Genomic DNA, 15,786 nt, shown 5'->3' with positions numbered 1-15,786 from the left:
TCTTTTCCAAATAAAAGTATTTCTCTAAAATGAAACAATATATACCGGATTCTGCGCATCCGGCAGATCATAGCTTCCGACTTTTTTAAATCTTGTGGCGCTTATCTGCGTTATCTCAGGTTCACGATAATGAAGACCTGCCACTATATTCATAACTTCAGATAAGGTCTGAGGTGTAAGGCAATTAATAACTATTCGGGCTTTATCATTAAGCTCCCTTACCTTCTCGATTATCTCTCTCATATTGCCGCTGCTTCCACCAATGAAAACATGTGTAGGAACCTTAAGTCCGTCCAGTGCTTCAGGTGCCGTACCCTCAATAACCTCCATATTTTCAACACAAAATTTCTCACGGTTTTTATATAGAAGTTCAATCGCTTCCTTCTTTTTTTCAATTGAATATACCCTAATGTCCGGATGAATAAGCGCAGCTTCGATAGAAACAGAGCCGGTTCCGGCACCTATGTCGTACAAAACAGAAGAACATGTCAGCCCCAGTTTTCTGATGGAAAAGGAACGTATTTCTTCTTTTGTCATGGGGACATTCCCCCTGATAAAAACATCATCATGCAGGCAGGGATAAACTGTTCTTCCGGATAATAATGGATTCTCTATATATAAAATGCACCTGCCCTTTAATTCACTGCCTGATTCTAAAGTTGCATATCCATTACCATTTATATCCTTATCTATATTATTTTTACTGATATCAATTATCTTTTCTTTCCCACTTCCAAGTTCATAGCCAAGCACTACTTTCATGTACCCGGGAACTCGGGACGCGACTCCTATTGCATGTTCATAGCCTGAAGTAAGCACCATCAGTTTCTCACTACAAAGTGCATGTCCAATGACGTTTACCTCTTTTCCATGTGCACTTATTACTTCGCAATTCTCCAGATTGATATGAAGTCTCTCTGCAAAAAGTGTCACCGATGATATACCGGGAATTTTGTTGACTATAAATCCATCTTCTTTAAATATCCTTGAAGCTTTTTGAGCACCACTGCAAAGGCTTATATCCCCGGAATATATTACAAGGGGTCTTTTGTATCCAGAGTGCTCTTTTAAATAGTCAAGTATTTCCTCTCCCTTATACATATTTATGATAGGAGTTTTTATACCGGTAAGCTCTTTAAAAGCATCATTAATCGATGCTGCCCCAAATATTATATCCGCGCTATTATAAGCCTTTTCAAATTCACAGGTAAACAGCGACTTGTCTCCCGGTCCCATTCCGGCTAATGTAATTTCTCTTTTCTCAATCTTATCTTCAGTTTTTTCATATATGCCATGGATATCTATTGAAATACCGGAAAATCTCTCAATTTCCTTTATAATCTCAGCCATGGTTTTACCATCATTTTTGCCTGAAGCTTTTTCCGGATTTCTGATTACTACTGTTTTAATACCGCATTCTTTTGCTGCTTCGATTTTTTCTATAAATCCACCTGCCCTTCCGCTCTCCTTGGTAAGAATTACATCTGCATGAAGCTCGCTGATAAGGGCTTTATTCATCTGTTTTGAGAAAGGTCCCTGCATAGCAATAATCTGTTTCCCGGAAAGTCCGGCTTCCCTGCACTTTTGAAGGCTTTCTTCATTTGGCAAAACTCTGACAAAGATATTTTCAGTTTTATGAAGTCCGTTAGTTAATTCCTTTAATTCTTTACTTCCTGTCAGAGCAAGGACTATTCCTCCGAGGTCTGATATTTTGCTTGCTGCCTCATGAATATCTGATACAAATGAAATATCCTCTTCAGAATCAGAACTGTTTTCAGTTTCTCTGGACAGCCTTAAATACTCTGCATTAGCAATACTACAGGCTTCTCTAATCTCGGACGATGCATCTGTTGCAAAGGGATGTGTCGCATCTACGACCATATCAAAATTACCATCAGTAATTATCTTTGCCATTTCGGAAGCATTTTTCCTTCCTATGTACAGATTTTCCTCACCATCCTTTTCCTCTATCTCGCCGCCATATTCAGTAGCAACGCTGACAGCATGAGGTATCCCTGCTCCGGCGAGAGCCTTGGCAAGTCTTCGTCCTTCAGTTGTGCCTCCAAAAATCAAAACCTTATTGTTCACTCTTATAACCTCTGGCTGTTACCATGAATCCGCCTATATCTCTTGTCGAAGAATTACCAATGAAAACAGTTGAAAACATATCTGCTTTTATATTCCTTAATTTTTCCAAAGTAGTAATCTCACATTCCTCGCCTTCACGACCTATGTTTCTTGCGATACCGCAAACCCGCTCCGGCTCTGCCGTCTCCAGGAGAATTTCGCATGCATGGGACAGATATCCGCTTCTTGATTTACTCTCAGGGTTGTATAAAACAATTGGCATATCTGCCTCTGCTGCAAGTCTTAACCTCTTTTCAATAATTTCCATAGGTGTCAGGCGGTCGCTTAAACTTATCACACAAAAATCATGTATAAGCGGTGCCCCGAGAAGTGCTGCTCCGCTCAAGGCTGCTGTAACACCCGGGATGACTTTGACTGATACATTCTTATACTCAGCTGCCTTTGCGCATGCAAGACCTGCCATTCCATAGACACCTGCATCTCCACTACAGATAATTGAGACCACATTACCCTCAGCAGCTTTCTCAAAAGCAAGGGCTACACGTTTTTCCTCGCCTGTCATGGGGGTTATGATGTACTCCTTGTTTTCAAAGTGGTCACGTATGAGGTCGCAGTATACCGTGTAGCCAGCAATATATTTACTTTCTTCGAGGGCCTTGTGGGCTGATCCGGTCATACTCTCCGGATTGCCGGGACCTATGCCGATGATGTATATTTTTCCGTTATTCATTTTCCCCTCATCCGCCCCTTCAGGGCACCTGTCTACGCTCTGCTTCGGTCCGCGCAAAACCGACGTCCCCCAAGGGGAAGGCTTTATTGTTTATGTCCCACATAGTGGTAAATATTTTTTTATTCCAATGATCAAGGCCTTGTTCCGCATGCGAAGGTCATACCATCGCGGGCTGTTTTCTTTACAAGTAGTTTGTGGCAACCGTACGCTATTACCGCGCGTTCACATATATTATCCGCTCCTGTAACTGATTTCACGAAATCAGATGAAGAAAACTCACCTTCCTGTTCCATAAGTGTAGCTGATGAAAAGGTAATAAAATCTGCATCCAGCCACTTGGAAAGGTCCTGTAGCCCAGGTTCTTCCGACTTTATGTCGGCAGAAACAATTGCTTTTACAGAATGGATATCGAGTCCTGCTTTATCCAGGCATTCTGCGCAAAATGCATAAAGCTTGTCACCAGCAGTTTCCCTTTTGCAGCCCATTCCCACAACTATACATTTTGGAATAAGCTGCAGGATATCCCCATTGGTTTTTTCAGGGGTAATAATCATATCCGGTGCATCAAAAACTCCTGTATCCCGCTTAAGTTCAGGTGGAAAATTATCTATATGTAAATATTGTTCGTCAACATAATAAGAAGCTGTTTTATTATTTATAAGTTTTGCAGAAAACTCTTTAGCTTTTTTCATGTCAGACATAAACATGCCGTTTTTACAGGCAAATACATCGACTGCGAAAAGTCCTTCGACATCTGTGGCGGTTGTTACAACAGGTGTAGCACCTATTTGTGTTGCAATAGTCCTGGCTGCATCAACTGCACCACCTATGTGTCCTGATAAAACAGGTATGACAAACTCTCCCTTTTCATCAATGACTATTACGGCCGGATCTGTTGTTTTATCCTTTATAAATGGAGCAATTGACCTGACCGCTATTCCCATAGCACCAATGAATACCAGTATGTTTCCTGTTTTAAAGCTCTTCTCAATAAAGCTTTTCAAGTCATGCAGTTTATTCGGAATAATTGCATCTTCAATCTCTGAGTTTTCTTTCCCCGGCTTTTCAATATTTACAACTAGAGATTTGACTACCTTTAACATAAGGTTACAGCCTGCATCGGTAAAACATATGAATTTGTAATTATGAATCTCGACGCTCTCCATACATCTTTTCCTTTAACTTTTTTATCACTTTGCCGTAATTGTTTCTATCATGTGGAAATGTACAATTTTTGCAGTTCTTTGCTCCTTTTTCGGTATAGCTGTAATCGCCACCGCAGTTTTCCATATCATATAAGGGGCAATAACAGAACATACAGCTGAATTTTTCCTCCGGCAGATCATGGCACGGATAATACTCGCACTTTTTGTTTAGAAAAAATGAGGAATGCCTTATATTCTCATCCGGCTTATCATTTCCCTTATCATCGTAATACAGACTATTTTTAAGTTGTATTTCGATCTTCTCATACATGTCATCCGTCAGTCTGTATAGTTCCTTTATTACTCCGTTTTCAATAACAGCCTGTGGCCTTTCCGCTACTACATTTCCATCACTTCGTATAAGAAGAACTTTTGATGATATTTCCAAGGCAAGTTCGATCTCGTGCAAGGACATTATTATTGTTATGCCTTCACCAGCCAGCTTTTTAAGAACATCCATAAGCTCCATCCTGTATCTGATATCAAGGTAGGATGTGGGCTCGTCCATTATCAGATACTCAGGCTCCTGACATATTGCCCTGGCTATGAGTGTCCTCTGTTTTTGTCCATCACTTAATGCTTCAAAAGCTTTACCTTTCAGCTTGTCTATTCTCATCAGGCCCGCTGCTTTGTTTGCCGCCTGATAATCTTCATCTGAAAACGAGCCAAAGCTCCCTGTATACGGAAGACGTCCGGACATGACTACATCAAAGCAGCTCATAAGCTCTGGCTTCACACGCTCCGTTGTAACAATAGAGAGTATCCCGGACAGATCCTTTAAAGATATGTTCTTTATATCTTCTTTTCCAAGATAAACCGTACCTCCAAGGAGCTTCAGCTGACCTGAAATAGTCTTAAGAAGGGTGGATTTTCCTCCTCCGTTTGGGCCTATAAGAGATACAATCTCTCCTTTTTCGAATTTGGCATCCACTTCGTTTATTATTATGTTCTTCCCATAGCCTGCAATAACCTTCTCAAGCTTCATGGTTTCTATTTCTCCTGATTATCATAAAAATTACAATAGGTGCTCCAAACAATGATGTAACTGCTGATATATTAAGTTCCATTGGTGCAAACATCACCCTCGCCAAAAGGTCACTGAACATACAAAATATTGCCCCTGCAAGGAATGCAGCCGGGATAAGGATTATTGGTTTGGAGGATTTAAGTGACTGTCTCATCAAAAACGGAACTGCTATTCCAATAAAGGAAACGGGTCCTGCAAAAGCTGTAACACATGCAGCCAAAAGACTGGATAATATTATGATAAATATCCTGCATGCCTTAACATTAACGCCCACACTTTTTGCATATGTCTCTCCAAGTCTTAATGCATCAAGGCTTTTACTAAGTGTCATAGTCAGAATAAATGCGACTAAAACAACAACTACTGAATATCTTACCCCTGCCATATTCGCACCGGAAAAACTCCCCTGTGACCATCCATGAAGATTCACTATGTCCGAATCGTCTGCGAAGGCTATAAGAAAATCCGTTACAGCGCTGCATATATATCCGACCATAATACCTGCTGCAAGAAGCGCTGCCATGTTTTTTATTTTCGATGATATAAGAATAATAAAACCGGTCGATAGTATAGCTCCTGCAAAGGCAGAAAAAATAAGCATCAGTCCTGATGAATTTCCTGTGCTTCCTACTATAAAAATAAGAGTTATTGCAACTGCCATTTTTGCTCCCGAAGATATTCCAAGTATGTATGGCCCTGCAATTGGATTGGCGAAGTAGGTCTGAAGAAGGAATCCGGACACAGCAAGGGCCCCACCGAGAAACAAGGTCATTATTGTTCGTGGGAGGCGGATGTTCATTATGATGCTGGCTGTTTTTGAGTTGGCATATGGCATAGTAAAAGTATTTAGTACATCGTTTATGCTTATACTTGTGCTTCCTATGCAAACGTTAGCAAAAAAGCCGATAATTATTAGAATAATTAGTGTTATATATACTATGTAGGTTCGCTTTTTATGTTTTTGTTGCATGTCCCCTCATCCGGCCCTTCGGGCCACCGTCTTCGCTCCGCTTCGGTCCGCGCAAAGCCATCGTCCCCCGGACGATGTGCGCCCCCATCAGGGGAAGGCTTTATTGGTCGGTACTCGGTTGAAAAATCCGGTGCGTAGAGCTTGGATTTCTCATATCCGGTTTGTGCTACTGTTTTTCCAACTATGATAAGAGCTGTTTTATGAATATCATTATCAGCTGCAGTTTGGGCGAGTGTATCAAGTGTGCAGATGAATTTTTTCTCATCATCCCAGGTTGCTTTATATACGATGGCACAAGGTGTGTCCAAAGACATTCCGGCAGCTTCCAATTTATTAACAAGTCTGTCTATATCTCCTGCCGATAAGAAGAACACCATTGTGGCTCCGTGGGAAGAAAGAGCTTCAACAGATTCTCCTTCAGGAACGGGAGTCCTTCCTTCCATCCTTGTAATGATGACGCTCTGGCTTATTCCGGGAAGTGTATATTCCATATTGAGTGCTGCCGCTGCACCGCAAAATGAACTCACCCCCGGAGTTGAATCATAGGATATTTTTTCAGAATCCAGAATATCCATCTGCTCTCTTACTGCGCCATATATGGAAGGGTCCCCTGTATGTAATCTGACAACGGTCTTTCCTTCGCTATCTGCCTTTTTCATTAAGGCTATTACTTCATCCAGTGTCAGTCTTGAACTGTCATGAATCTCCGCATCCGATCCTGCATACTTCAAAAGTTCAGGATTTACCAGTGAACCGGCATAAATGATAACGTCTGCTTCCTCTATTAACTTTTTTCCTCTGACAGTGATCAGATCGGCAGCTCCCGGACCTGCACCAACAAAATGAACCATATAATCAGTTTCCTCTTTCAACAGCTCCCAAATCATGTAACCTTTTATTCATGTCTAAAGTAATCCAAAAAAGCATATGCATCAGGAGTACTTACAAGCTCTGTATATTCATTTGAAAAAACAATGATTTCAGTAATTATTTTCCCCTCTGAGAAAGTTTCCATTACTTCTTTTATTTTCGTTGCCATTCTTGGAAAAACCTTTTCTCCAAGGTCAGCCTCATTTATAATTCTTACTGCCTCATCAGTCATGACACATTCCATAAGTTTACTTCTTAGATTATTGCTATTTAAGTCCTGCGTAAACTCATCTACAATCCCGGAAAGTATCTCCATTCTGTGATCCCCGTACATGGAATGCGTATTTCCGATACCTCCCGCAACCTTTACAAGTTTTCCTATATGGCCCACAAATAATATCCTGGAAAAACCTTCTTCACAGGCTATTTTTACCGTATCATTTACAAAGTTAGAACATAGCACCGCATCATTTTCATCTATACCATATTCCTGTTTTAAAAACGTCAATCCGTAATTCCCCGGAGCAACAAGCAATATCTCTTTTCCTTCTGCTTTCTTAACCCTGATTTCCGTGCGAACAGTATCAAGGATTGCCTGATCACTCATGGGTTCAACAATTCCTGTGGTACCAAGAATTGATATACCTCCGACAATTCCAAGTTTTGGATTAAAAGTTTTTTCTGCCAGCTTTTCCCCATCAGGAACACTAATGGTAACCTCAAGTCCCTGGTTGTGTCTGCCATATTGCCCAAGAACCTCTTCCAGATTCTCCCTTATCATTTTCCTAGGTACAGAGTTAATCGCTGCCTCACCTATAGGCTGATCAAGCCCCGGTTTAGTAACAACACCTACACCCTTTCCACCCCTGATAACAATTTCTGATTCTTCAGCAAGCGCCACACTTGCGTATACCTTGCTTCCACTTGTTATATCCGGGTCGTCTCCTCCGTCCTTAACAACTGCACAGCTTACGGAGCTATCGCATCTTTCAATGTCGATAATTTCAGCATTATACACAGGTCCTTTCGGCGTTATAATGCTTGCATTATATATATCTTCACCTGAAAGGAGCATCATAAGGGCTGCTTTTGCTGTTACTGCAGCACAGCTCCCTGTTGTATATCCGCACCTTAGCTTATTTCCGTTTTTGTCTATAAAAATACTATCCGGCATTTTCCCTCATTCGCAGCATTTACATATCCATGTTATAAAGAATGGAATTGCATATTGCTGCTGTAACTCCGCTTCCGCCTTTTCTTCCTCTGTTTATTATGTACGGTATATCTGTTTCCAGAATCAGTTCTTTTGCTTCTACAACATTAACAAAACCTACCGGAACTCCGATTATGAGCTCGGGTCTGTATCCTTCGTCTATCATCTCACGAAGCCTTATCAGAGCAGTTGGTGCATTCCCGATTGCATAGATTATTGGAAATTTAAGCTTACCTGCCTTTTCCATACTAATGTATGCTCTTGTTACCTGCCTCCTTGCAGCTTCTTCCGCAACATCTTTATCCGCCATAAAGCAGTGAACATCTCCACCATACTTCATAAGAGTCTTCTTGCTAATACCCTGCAAAGCCATATTGGTGTCAGTCACAATATGTGCGCCTCGTCTTATAGCGTCCTTTGCTTTTTCTATAGCACCTTCTGAAAAAGTCATGGTATCTGCGTATTCAAAATCCGCTGTTGTATGTATAGCTCTCATTATTGTGGGTTCCAGATTTTCAGGAAAAACTTTTCCCATCTCACCAAGCTCTTCTTTAATAATCCTAAAGCTTTCCTTCTCTATATCAGAAGGCAGTATATGTTTTATCTCCATATTTTCTATATACCTATTGCCTTATAAATAAGGTCAAAATCAAGACTCTTTCTTAATACATCTGCAAGCCTGTCCAATTCCTTCTCCTGATGAACCAACGCATCTTCTATGACAAACCGGTTATGTCCAATCCCCTTTTTATCACAAATGATACCAAGAATTCGTCTGCAGACATCTGCCGAATCAAATATTCCATGTATATATGTTCCCAACACGTTTTCATTTGTCAAAATCGGAAGCTCATTTTTTACTTTGTCTGTCCTTCCCATATGAATCTCATATCCGCTTACCCTGGCACCGTTAAGGTCGGAAAAGTATCCTGTAACGGAGGCTAATTCTATTGTAGTCTGCCTCTGCATCTTTTCATGATTAAAAATCGTAGAAACAGAAAGAAGTCCTAATCCTTTAATGCTTCCGCCACCTTCAAGATTATCCCTGTCGTCGATACTCTCCCCAAGCATCTGGAAGCCGCCGCATATTCCTACGATCAGCTTATCATCCTTGGCAGCATTCATTACTGCCTCATCCAAACCATTCTTTCTAAGCCATTCCATATCCTTAATGGTATTCTTTGTCCCCGGTAGAATTACCATATCTGCCTCTTGCAGTTCTTTCGCAGCCTTAACATACGACAGGCTTACACCCTCTATCCTTGAAAGCACAGAAAAATCCGAATAGTTACTTATAAAGGGTAGCCGCAAAACTGCTATTTTTATAAGAGCATCCTTTTCCTTCTTATCGCCCCTGTTTTCAAGTCTCTCTGAAACACTGTCCTCCTCATCTATATCAAGAGAAACATAAGGAACAATACCCGCAAACGGGATGCTGCAATACTCTGAAAACATTTGAAGTCCCGGCTCAAGAAGTGAGACATCTCCGCGAAACTTGTTAATTATCAGTCCTTTAACCCTGTTTCTTTCATCCTCAGACATAAGATTAACTGTTCCCAAGAGCTGAGCAAAAACTCCACCGGGATCAATATTCCCGGCAAGAAGAACAGGCGCGTCCAGAATCTGTGCAAGTCCCATGTTCACAATATCATTCTCCCGCAGGTTTATTTCAACAGGACTACCTGCACCTTCAATTACTATAATATCCGATTCTGCGGCTAATCTCTCATATGCAGCCTTAATGTCAGGTATCAGCTGCTTTTTCATTTTAAAATATTCTGCAGCTTTCATATTTCCTATTGGAAGTCCGTTCACTATTACCTGTGAGGTCGTATCTCCCATAGGCTTTAGTAAAATAGGATTCATATCTGCCGAAGGGGATAGTCCTGCAGCCTGTGCCTGTACTACCTGAGCTCTCCCCATCTCCCTGCCATCCCTGGTAACAAAGGAATTTAGCGCCATATTCTGTGATTTGAAGGGTGCCACTCTGTAGCCATCCTGGCGTAGCACTCTCAATATTCCGGCAGTTAATATGCTCTTTCCGGCACCTGACATTGTGCCTTGAATCATGAGATTTTTAGCCACTTTTTCTCCTTTTTATCTTAGCTTGTGAAAAAACTCAGTATCGTCTTTTTCGCCGGAAATAATATCTCCAAGATTATCTATTATCGTTCCTGTCTTATTTGCAAACTGATAAAGTGATTTATCGGTATAGTAAACCGAACCGGTCTTAAATGCTTTAAAATCCTTAAAGGTTATATCCGTACTCATTAGGGATTCCAGCGATTCCGGAGTTTCTTCAATAGTAGAATTATAAATAATTATATCTGCATCCGATGCATATTGATAAAAGCTCTCTACGCTTACAGTTACCTGCGATGTAGCTTTCTCATCATCCTCCATATCGGGGCCCAGATACCTTGCACCTGCCATTTCTATCATTTTAGAAAAATAGTCACTTCTCTTTTTTGTCGATACCATATGATTTGAATTAATTGAAAACACTACGACAGTCTTGTCTCCTGCATCAGAATTATCAGAATTATTCACAAGGTCTGTCTGCACCTTAAAGGCTTCTTCCGCTTCAGATTCCTTATCTGTAAGAAGACCATATATCTTAAGCCATTCAAGGCGCCCCAGGGGCTCCTTTTCATAACTGCATCTGTCAATAAAAACCGGAATTCCAAGCTCTTTTAGCTTATCCAAAACCTTGGGCGTGTGAAGAATCATGGTATTTTCAACAGCAAGGTTTATGTCCTCCATTACCATCTTTTCATAATCCGGAGCACTGTATTTTCCGCCATATTCCATACTTCCGGACTCCATGGCTTCTCTTGCCGAGTCCACATACCACTTATCCTTTTCTATGCCTGATAGAATTATTTTCACTGTTTCTCCAAGGGTATCAAACTGGCACATTACACCGGAGGCCGCAAGATAAATTCTGTCAAGGGGCTTACTCAGTACAATGATGTCTTCACCCAGTCCTGACGGAACAGTCATACCTTCCGGTACTACAAGATAGTTATTTCCATCATCAACCGATATTATTGCATAACCATCTTCGTATCGGTGAATAACAAAGCATTCTGCATACTTATTCTCATCGGTACTTAGATATTGAAGATTTCCTGCCACAGGCGGATTTTTTAGATTTTCAGAATAATCTGCATCTGTTTTTTCTGCACTCTCACCGCCTTCGTCAACGTTTTCTGTATCAGAATCAGTTTGATTTTTAGTATCTATAAGCTCAAATCTAAGCTTATAATCTATTAAATGAGGCTGACTCATAGCAGTGGTATCAGCCTGAATTTCCATATCCTTATCTATTTCAATCGGAATAATGAATTCCGAATTTCCCTCTGTATTAACAGGGTAATAAGTATTTCCGTCAACTATCATGTAGTCATAATTAGAACTGCTCCAAATTATGTCTGCCTCTGCTTTTTTATTACTTACAGTAACCTTGCAGGGGCTCTCAATATAAGCTTTTCCACTCCCTCCCGTAAGTGACACAGATGCGGTATACTCCCCATCGGAAATACCACCGCATCCTGTCAAACCTACAGTGAAAAGAAGTAAGAAAAAAGCTACAACTTTTAATTCAAATCTTCTTTTTCTGTTTTTCATAAAATCAATTAAGAACATCACCTGTGTGTGAAACATAGACTTCCTGAACTGCAGGTATTCCGCCAAGTCCGGAAATCTGGCACTCTATACTGTCGAAGGAACCATCCTTTTCAAATCCGCTCTTCCAGCTATCCTCTTCATCACCGGCCATATCATTGTTAGCATGGTCACCGGCAACTACCATAAGAGGTCGAAGAATTACCTTTTTATATCCTGCTGTCTTTACTGCTTCAATTACAGCATTAAGTTCTGTTTCTTCAGGCAGTCCCTCAACAGTGCCAATAAATACATTCTTATATCCAAGTTCTTGCATCTGTGTCTGCATCTGAGAGTAGGTTACATTCGCTGTGTGTGATGTACCATGTCCCATGAATACAAAGGCTGTTCCATCTTCATCGGCAGCATCAATGGTGTCATAGCCCGCATCCTTAACAGCTGCTTCTGTGATTGCCTTTGCAACCTTTTCCTTATCTTCATTAACAATAGAGGGATCTTTTCCTACTTCTCCAAGAAGGGGTTCCGCTATTTTAACGCTTTCAAATTTATCACTGTACTTACCAAGTGTATCTACAAGCTCATCATACTCAGCGCCATGCATAAGGTGTGTTGGCTGTATAACCAGATTCTTAACACCATTGTCAACAGCTCTCTGAAGTGCCTGATCTACGTTATCGATTTTCTCTCCATCTCTTGCATTTACATGATTGATAATGATCTGTGCTGTGAACGCTCTTCTGACAGACCATTCAGGATATGCTGCAGCAAGGGCCTTCTCAATTCCGCCGATATCCTCTGCTCTGCTGTCATTAAAGGAAGTACCAAAGCTTACAACCAAAAGTTCATTTTCTCCGATTTCATCTCCATTAAGCGGATCATCCTTGGAGGCATCACCTGTATCATTTCCGAAATAATCGGGATCTGCTACTTCACCTTCAACAAGCGCTTTCTGCTCATCTGTAAGTTCATCCCATGCTTTCTTTGCTGCTTCGCACTGAGCATCAGTCTCCTCTGTCCAGTTCTGAACATAGATTGCATCAATGAGTTCTGCTACTTTTTTTGCTGCAGCCATATCATCATCACCTTCCTCTGCTTCAGCACTCTGAACATCAGATACAGTCACTTCATGGTCATACCACTTGCCTTTTGTTCCGATAAGCGCAAGCTGGAAAGGCTCGTCAATTGCAGGAACGGGAACATCAAAGCCGTATACCTCTTCCTCTGTTCCATCCTCGTACTTAACCTTATCTGTTGTGGGCTCAAGAAGTACTGCACCATCCTTCTGTGCATCCTCTGCTGTTCCGGGAAACAGATTGACAACGTTCTTTGAAGGGAGTGTGATATGAAGTGTCATCTCACCATCTTTTACTGTAAGTGTGCCTCTGTCTCCATAAGCTTCATTGATATGGAACATGCTGCCATCAGTTGTGAACTTTGCGCTATACTCACCATCCTGTAAAGCAGCATCGCTTGAAGCTTCTTCAGATTTTTCTTCTGTTGTAGCTTCAGCTTCTGATTCCTCTGATGTTTCTTCTGGCGCTTCTGAAGATGTTTCTTCTGTACTTTCTTCCTGAATTTCTTCTGCAGCCTGTTCTGTGCTTGCCTCTGTAGTTGTTTCCACCGATTCGTTTGATTCTGTTTTGCCGGCACATCCACTCATAAGAGAAAGTGTAAGTGTCATAGCCATGATTACCGCAATAGTTTTTCTTTTCATAACAATCCTCTTTTCTTTAGATTTTACATTTATTAATTATCTATAAGATAATAAAAACCTCTGCCCGGAAGACAGAGGTTAAAAATGTACGTAGTCAAAGAAAGCAAAATACTATTTTGCTTCAAAATTATTCGTACAGCTAATTCCTCGTAGCCCGGATAAATCCATGTACAGCGAAAGGCAGGTCTCCCGGCTGATCGATTCAGCTTACGCATCGTATGTTTCCCCTTCCCGGAATAAATATCCAGTGGTAACAGAAACAAACTCTCGAATCACGGTGACGAGATCGTGCAGGATTCACACCTGCTTCCCTTTTCACCTGCACAGCACCTGTTTATAAAAACAGTAATGCCTGCAGACACCTTACGCTTTATGCAATTGTCTGCATTATAATATCATCTTATTTTCATTTTTTCAAAATTTTCATGCATCAGATTATCTGCTCTTTTCACCACAAGACTGATATCTGTAACACCATACATGCAGTAAACCGGTGCAATCGCTACATTGATTCCTTTTTCCTTTATTATCTTTTTTACTTTTTCAACATCATTATTAAAATAAACCTCATCTGTCTCAAACCCAAAGGCAACAAATTCAGTACCATTCATGCGATAGACATTAGTCTCACCAAATACCTCCATAAGTGACTTGGCAAGAATAATAACTATCATGTCTCCAACCTCATATCCCTGAGAGATATTTATTTCCGTAAGCCCAATAAGGTCACAGCGAATATATCCAAAGGGTGAGCTTATGTCCAAATCTGTTTCTACAAATCTCTTGTATGCAATATTGTTATAAGCTCCGGTCAAAGTGTCATTATAATTGTAGAATAGGCTTCGTCGCTGTTCTTCGCGTTGCATAATCAGCTGCGAAATGAAATATGAAATAAGTGTTATGATTTCTGCAACTTCTTCCAATCTATCCTTTGGAACATCTATTACTCCGCACAGTCCGAATATATTACCGCTTACTTCAAGAGGCCCAAGAACCATATTGTCAATGTCACTTGTTTTAATAAGGTCATATAGCGAAGGTATGGTATGTTTACAAGCCTCGGGGCTGGATATAATAAGATAATTATTTTTCTCACACTCATCAAGAATCACATCTACCAATCCATTGTAAGGAAGATACATCAGCTCCAGCGACGCCGACTCAAGCTCATCATCAAACCATTCATAAGTCCCGTGATACTTTCCGTTTTTCTGATCCTCAAAAATAAAAATGCGCATTGCACCAAGTTCTTTTCCAAGGAATCTGATCATCATTCTGATATTTTCCTCAGGAGAATTTGAAGATACCGCATACTGAATGGCACGGTTAATGAAACGGTCCCTTTCCTTAGCCGCATAATCCTTTTTCCACCACCTCAGAAAACATGCCACAAAAATAACCATAAGGACGGATCTAATCAGTAAAAAACTCACTATATCCAGTCTTCCGTTTATGATTAGCGCATATAGTATAGAGACAACTATAAAGTAGACAAAGAGGCTTATGTATATTTTTTTAATAGTCGCCTTTCTGGTACTCATTTCTTACCTTCCACCTCAATTGATTCCGTTCCTATTTTCTCAAAGAAATCATTAAGAGTTTTTAGAAGTTCATCCTTTTTCACTGTTTTGAGGATATACCCTTCGGGTTTTAATCCAACTACTCTCTTTATGCTCTCCCTGTCCCCCTTTCCGGTAAGGAAAATAACAGGAATATGAGCGGTTGCAGGAAATGATTTAAGCATTTCCAAAATAGTTGGGCCATCAACAACAGGCATATCATAATCAAGGAGAATCAGATCGACCCTTCTTCTCGATATATAAGTTATTCCCTGTGTTCCATCCTCAACTGTACTGACAGTGTAATTAAATCTTAGCCATTCTCTTACCATTCTCGCATACACAGGGTCATCGTCTATTATAAGTATGCTATAGTGAGAATTCTCATCTGCCAGTCTCTCAATCTCACCCTTAATTTCATCAGTAAGAAGTTCCATATCAACCGGCCTGTCCATCCATGTACAATCATGTAAAGCAGGTACGGTTTGAATAAACATATCCCTGTCTCTGTCTGCTCCGATACAAATAAGTCTTCTGTTGTGATCCCTTACTGCATCACAAAGCTTGAACAGATCTTTTACTTTTTTCTCATCATCGACAATAGTATTCTGAAGATAAATCAGAAAAACATCGGCCTTCTCTATAAAAGCCATGATCTGTTCCATATTAATATCCAGTAGGTTAACAGTAAAATGCTGTTCAGTAAGATTCTTTTCAATAGATCTCACAACCACGCTGAAATGATTCGAAATAAGTGCCACCCTGTTTGCCATAGCTTACCCC

The 15,786-nt window shown here is 40.6% G+C and carries 13 protein-coding genes and 1 riboswitch; all 13 genes read right to left on the bottom strand.

Going from position 1 to position 15,786, the window contains the following annotated elements; genetic code table 11:
• Positions 1-24: 24 nt before the first annotated feature.
• The 13 genes from cobK to G602_RS0104630 all read right to left on the bottom strand — a co-directional run bounded on the left by cobK (position 25) and on the right by G602_RS0104630 (position 15,776).
• On the bottom strand, positions 25-2,088 hold the full coding sequence (gene cobK / locus G602_RS0104690; protein WP_026657917.1) for a precorrin-6A reductase: 2,064 nt from the start codon (positions 2,086-2,088) through the stop codon (positions 25-27).
• A complete protein-coding gene (gene cobJ, locus G602_RS0104685; protein WP_026657915.1) occupies positions 2,078-2,818 on the bottom strand; it encodes a precorrin-3B C(17)-methyltransferase in 741 nt (246 codons plus the stop codon). The genes cobK and cobJ overlap by 11 nt, the downstream gene beginning before the upstream one ends.
• Before the next feature lie 131 nt (positions 2,819-2,949).
• The gene (locus tag G602_RS0104680; protein ID WP_049945059.1) at positions 2,950-3,984 is read right to left on the bottom strand and encodes a cobalt-precorrin 5A hydrolase; all 1,035 of its coding nucleotides are present in this window, start codon (positions 3,982-3,984) and stop codon (positions 2,950-2,952) included.
• Positions 3,962-5,008 (bottom strand): ATP-binding cassette domain-containing protein, encoded by a 1,047-nt coding sequence (locus G602_RS25225; RefSeq protein WP_049945058.1) that lies wholly within the window; start codon positions 5,006-5,008, stop codon positions 3,962-3,964. Before G602_RS25225 ends, G602_RS0104680 begins: the two co-directional genes overlap by 23 nt.
• The gene (locus G602_RS0104670) at positions 4,998-6,020 is read right to left on the bottom strand and encodes a FecCD family ABC transporter permease (RefSeq protein ID WP_026657933.1); all 1,023 of its coding nucleotides are present in this window, start codon (positions 6,018-6,020) and stop codon (positions 4,998-5,000) included. The genes G602_RS25225 and G602_RS0104670 overlap by 11 nt, the downstream gene beginning before the upstream one ends.
• Complete coding sequence (gene cobM, locus G602_RS25220; protein ID WP_081675838.1) at positions 5,987-6,871, bottom strand: precorrin-4 C(11)-methyltransferase; 885 nt, start codon at positions 6,869-6,871, stop codon at positions 5,987-5,989. The genes G602_RS0104670 and cobM overlap by 34 nt, the downstream gene beginning before the upstream one ends.
• A 44-nt stretch (positions 6,872-6,915) precedes the next feature.
• Complete coding sequence (gene cbiD / locus G602_RS0104660) at positions 6,916-8,064, bottom strand: cobalt-precorrin-5B (C(1))-methyltransferase CbiD (RefSeq protein WP_044931039.1); 1,149 nt, start codon at positions 8,062-8,064, stop codon at positions 6,916-6,918.
• A 19-nt stretch (positions 8,065-8,083) separates the two neighbouring features.
• The gene (locus G602_RS0104655; RefSeq protein WP_026657912.1) at positions 8,084-8,713 is read right to left on the bottom strand and encodes a precorrin-8X methylmutase; all 630 of its coding nucleotides are present in this window, start codon (positions 8,711-8,713) and stop codon (positions 8,084-8,086) included.
• A 5-nt stretch (positions 8,714-8,718) separates the two neighbouring features.
• Positions 8,719-10,188, bottom strand: a complete 1,470-nt coding sequence (locus G602_RS0104650) for a cobyric acid synthase (protein WP_026657910.1) — start codon at positions 10,186-10,188, stop codon at positions 8,719-8,721.
• A gap of 12 nt (positions 10,189-10,200) precedes the next feature.
• Complete coding sequence (locus tag G602_RS25215) at positions 10,201-11,769, bottom strand: ABC transporter substrate-binding protein (RefSeq protein WP_049945057.1); 1,569 nt, start codon at positions 11,767-11,769, stop codon at positions 10,201-10,203.
• Entirely contained in the window at positions 11,738-12,913 is a 1,176-nt protein-coding gene (locus G602_RS31325) for a sirohydrochlorin cobaltochelatase (RefSeq protein WP_442855898.1), read from the bottom strand. Before G602_RS31325 ends, G602_RS25215 begins: the two co-directional genes overlap by 32 nt.
• A 693-nt stretch (positions 12,914-13,606) precedes the next feature.
• Positions 13,607-13,822, bottom strand: a riboswitch (cobalamin riboswitch).
• A gap of 17 nt (positions 13,823-13,839) precedes the next feature.
• Complete coding sequence (locus tag G602_RS0104635; protein WP_026657909.1) at positions 13,840-14,985, bottom strand: diguanylate cyclase; 1,146 nt, start codon at positions 14,983-14,985, stop codon at positions 13,840-13,842.
• A complete protein-coding gene (locus tag G602_RS0104630) occupies positions 14,982-15,776 on the bottom strand; it encodes a response regulator (RefSeq protein WP_026657908.1) in 795 nt (264 codons plus the stop codon). The genes G602_RS0104635 and G602_RS0104630 overlap by 4 nt, the downstream gene beginning before the upstream one ends.
• Positions 15,777-15,786 lie beyond the last annotated feature (10 nt).

This window comes from Butyrivibrio sp. AC2005 (assembly GCF_000424145.1).
Lineage (GTDB): Bacteria > Bacillota > Clostridia > Lachnospirales > Lachnospiraceae > Butyrivibrio.
Note: the sequence above shows the minus strand (reverse complement) of the source record. Positions and strands in the feature narration are given on the sequence as shown.

Excerpts from the sequence above, each read along its gene's own strand:
- cbiD (WP_044931039.1), bottom strand. The coding sequence starts at position 8,064 with ATGCCGGATAGTATTTTTATAGACAAAAACGGAAATAAGCTAAGGTGC.
- cobJ (WP_026657915.1), bottom strand. The coding sequence starts at position 2,818 with ATGAATAACGGAAAAATATACATCATCGGCATAGGTCCCGGCAATCCG.
- cobM (WP_081675838.1), bottom strand. The coding sequence starts at position 6,871 with ATGGTTCATTTTGTTGGTGCAGGTCCGGGAGCTGCCGATCTGATCACT.
- G602_RS0104630 (WP_026657908.1), bottom strand. The coding sequence starts at position 15,776 with ATGGCAAACAGGGTGGCACTTATTTCGAATCATTTCAGCGTGGTTGTG.
- G602_RS0104635 (WP_026657909.1), bottom strand. The coding sequence starts at position 14,985 with ATGAGTACCAGAAAGGCGACTATTAAAAAAATATACATAAGCCTCTTT.
- G602_RS0104655 (WP_026657912.1), bottom strand. The coding sequence starts at position 8,713 with ATGGAGATAAAACATATACTGCCTTCTGATATAGAGAAGGAAAGCTTT.
- G602_RS25225 (WP_049945058.1), bottom strand. The coding sequence starts at position 5,008 with ATGAAGCTTGAGAAGGTTATTGCAGGCTATGGGAAGAACATAATAATA.
- G602_RS25215 (WP_049945057.1), bottom strand. The coding sequence starts at position 11,769 with ATGTTTCACACACAGGTGATGTTCTTAATTGATTTTATGAAAAACAGA.
- G602_RS0104680 (WP_049945059.1), bottom strand. The coding sequence starts at position 3,984 with ATGGAGAGCGTCGAGATTCATAATTACAAATTCATATGTTTTACCGAT.
- G602_RS0104670 (WP_026657933.1), bottom strand. The coding sequence starts at position 6,020 with ATGCAACAAAAACATAAAAAGCGAACCTACATAGTATATATAACACTA.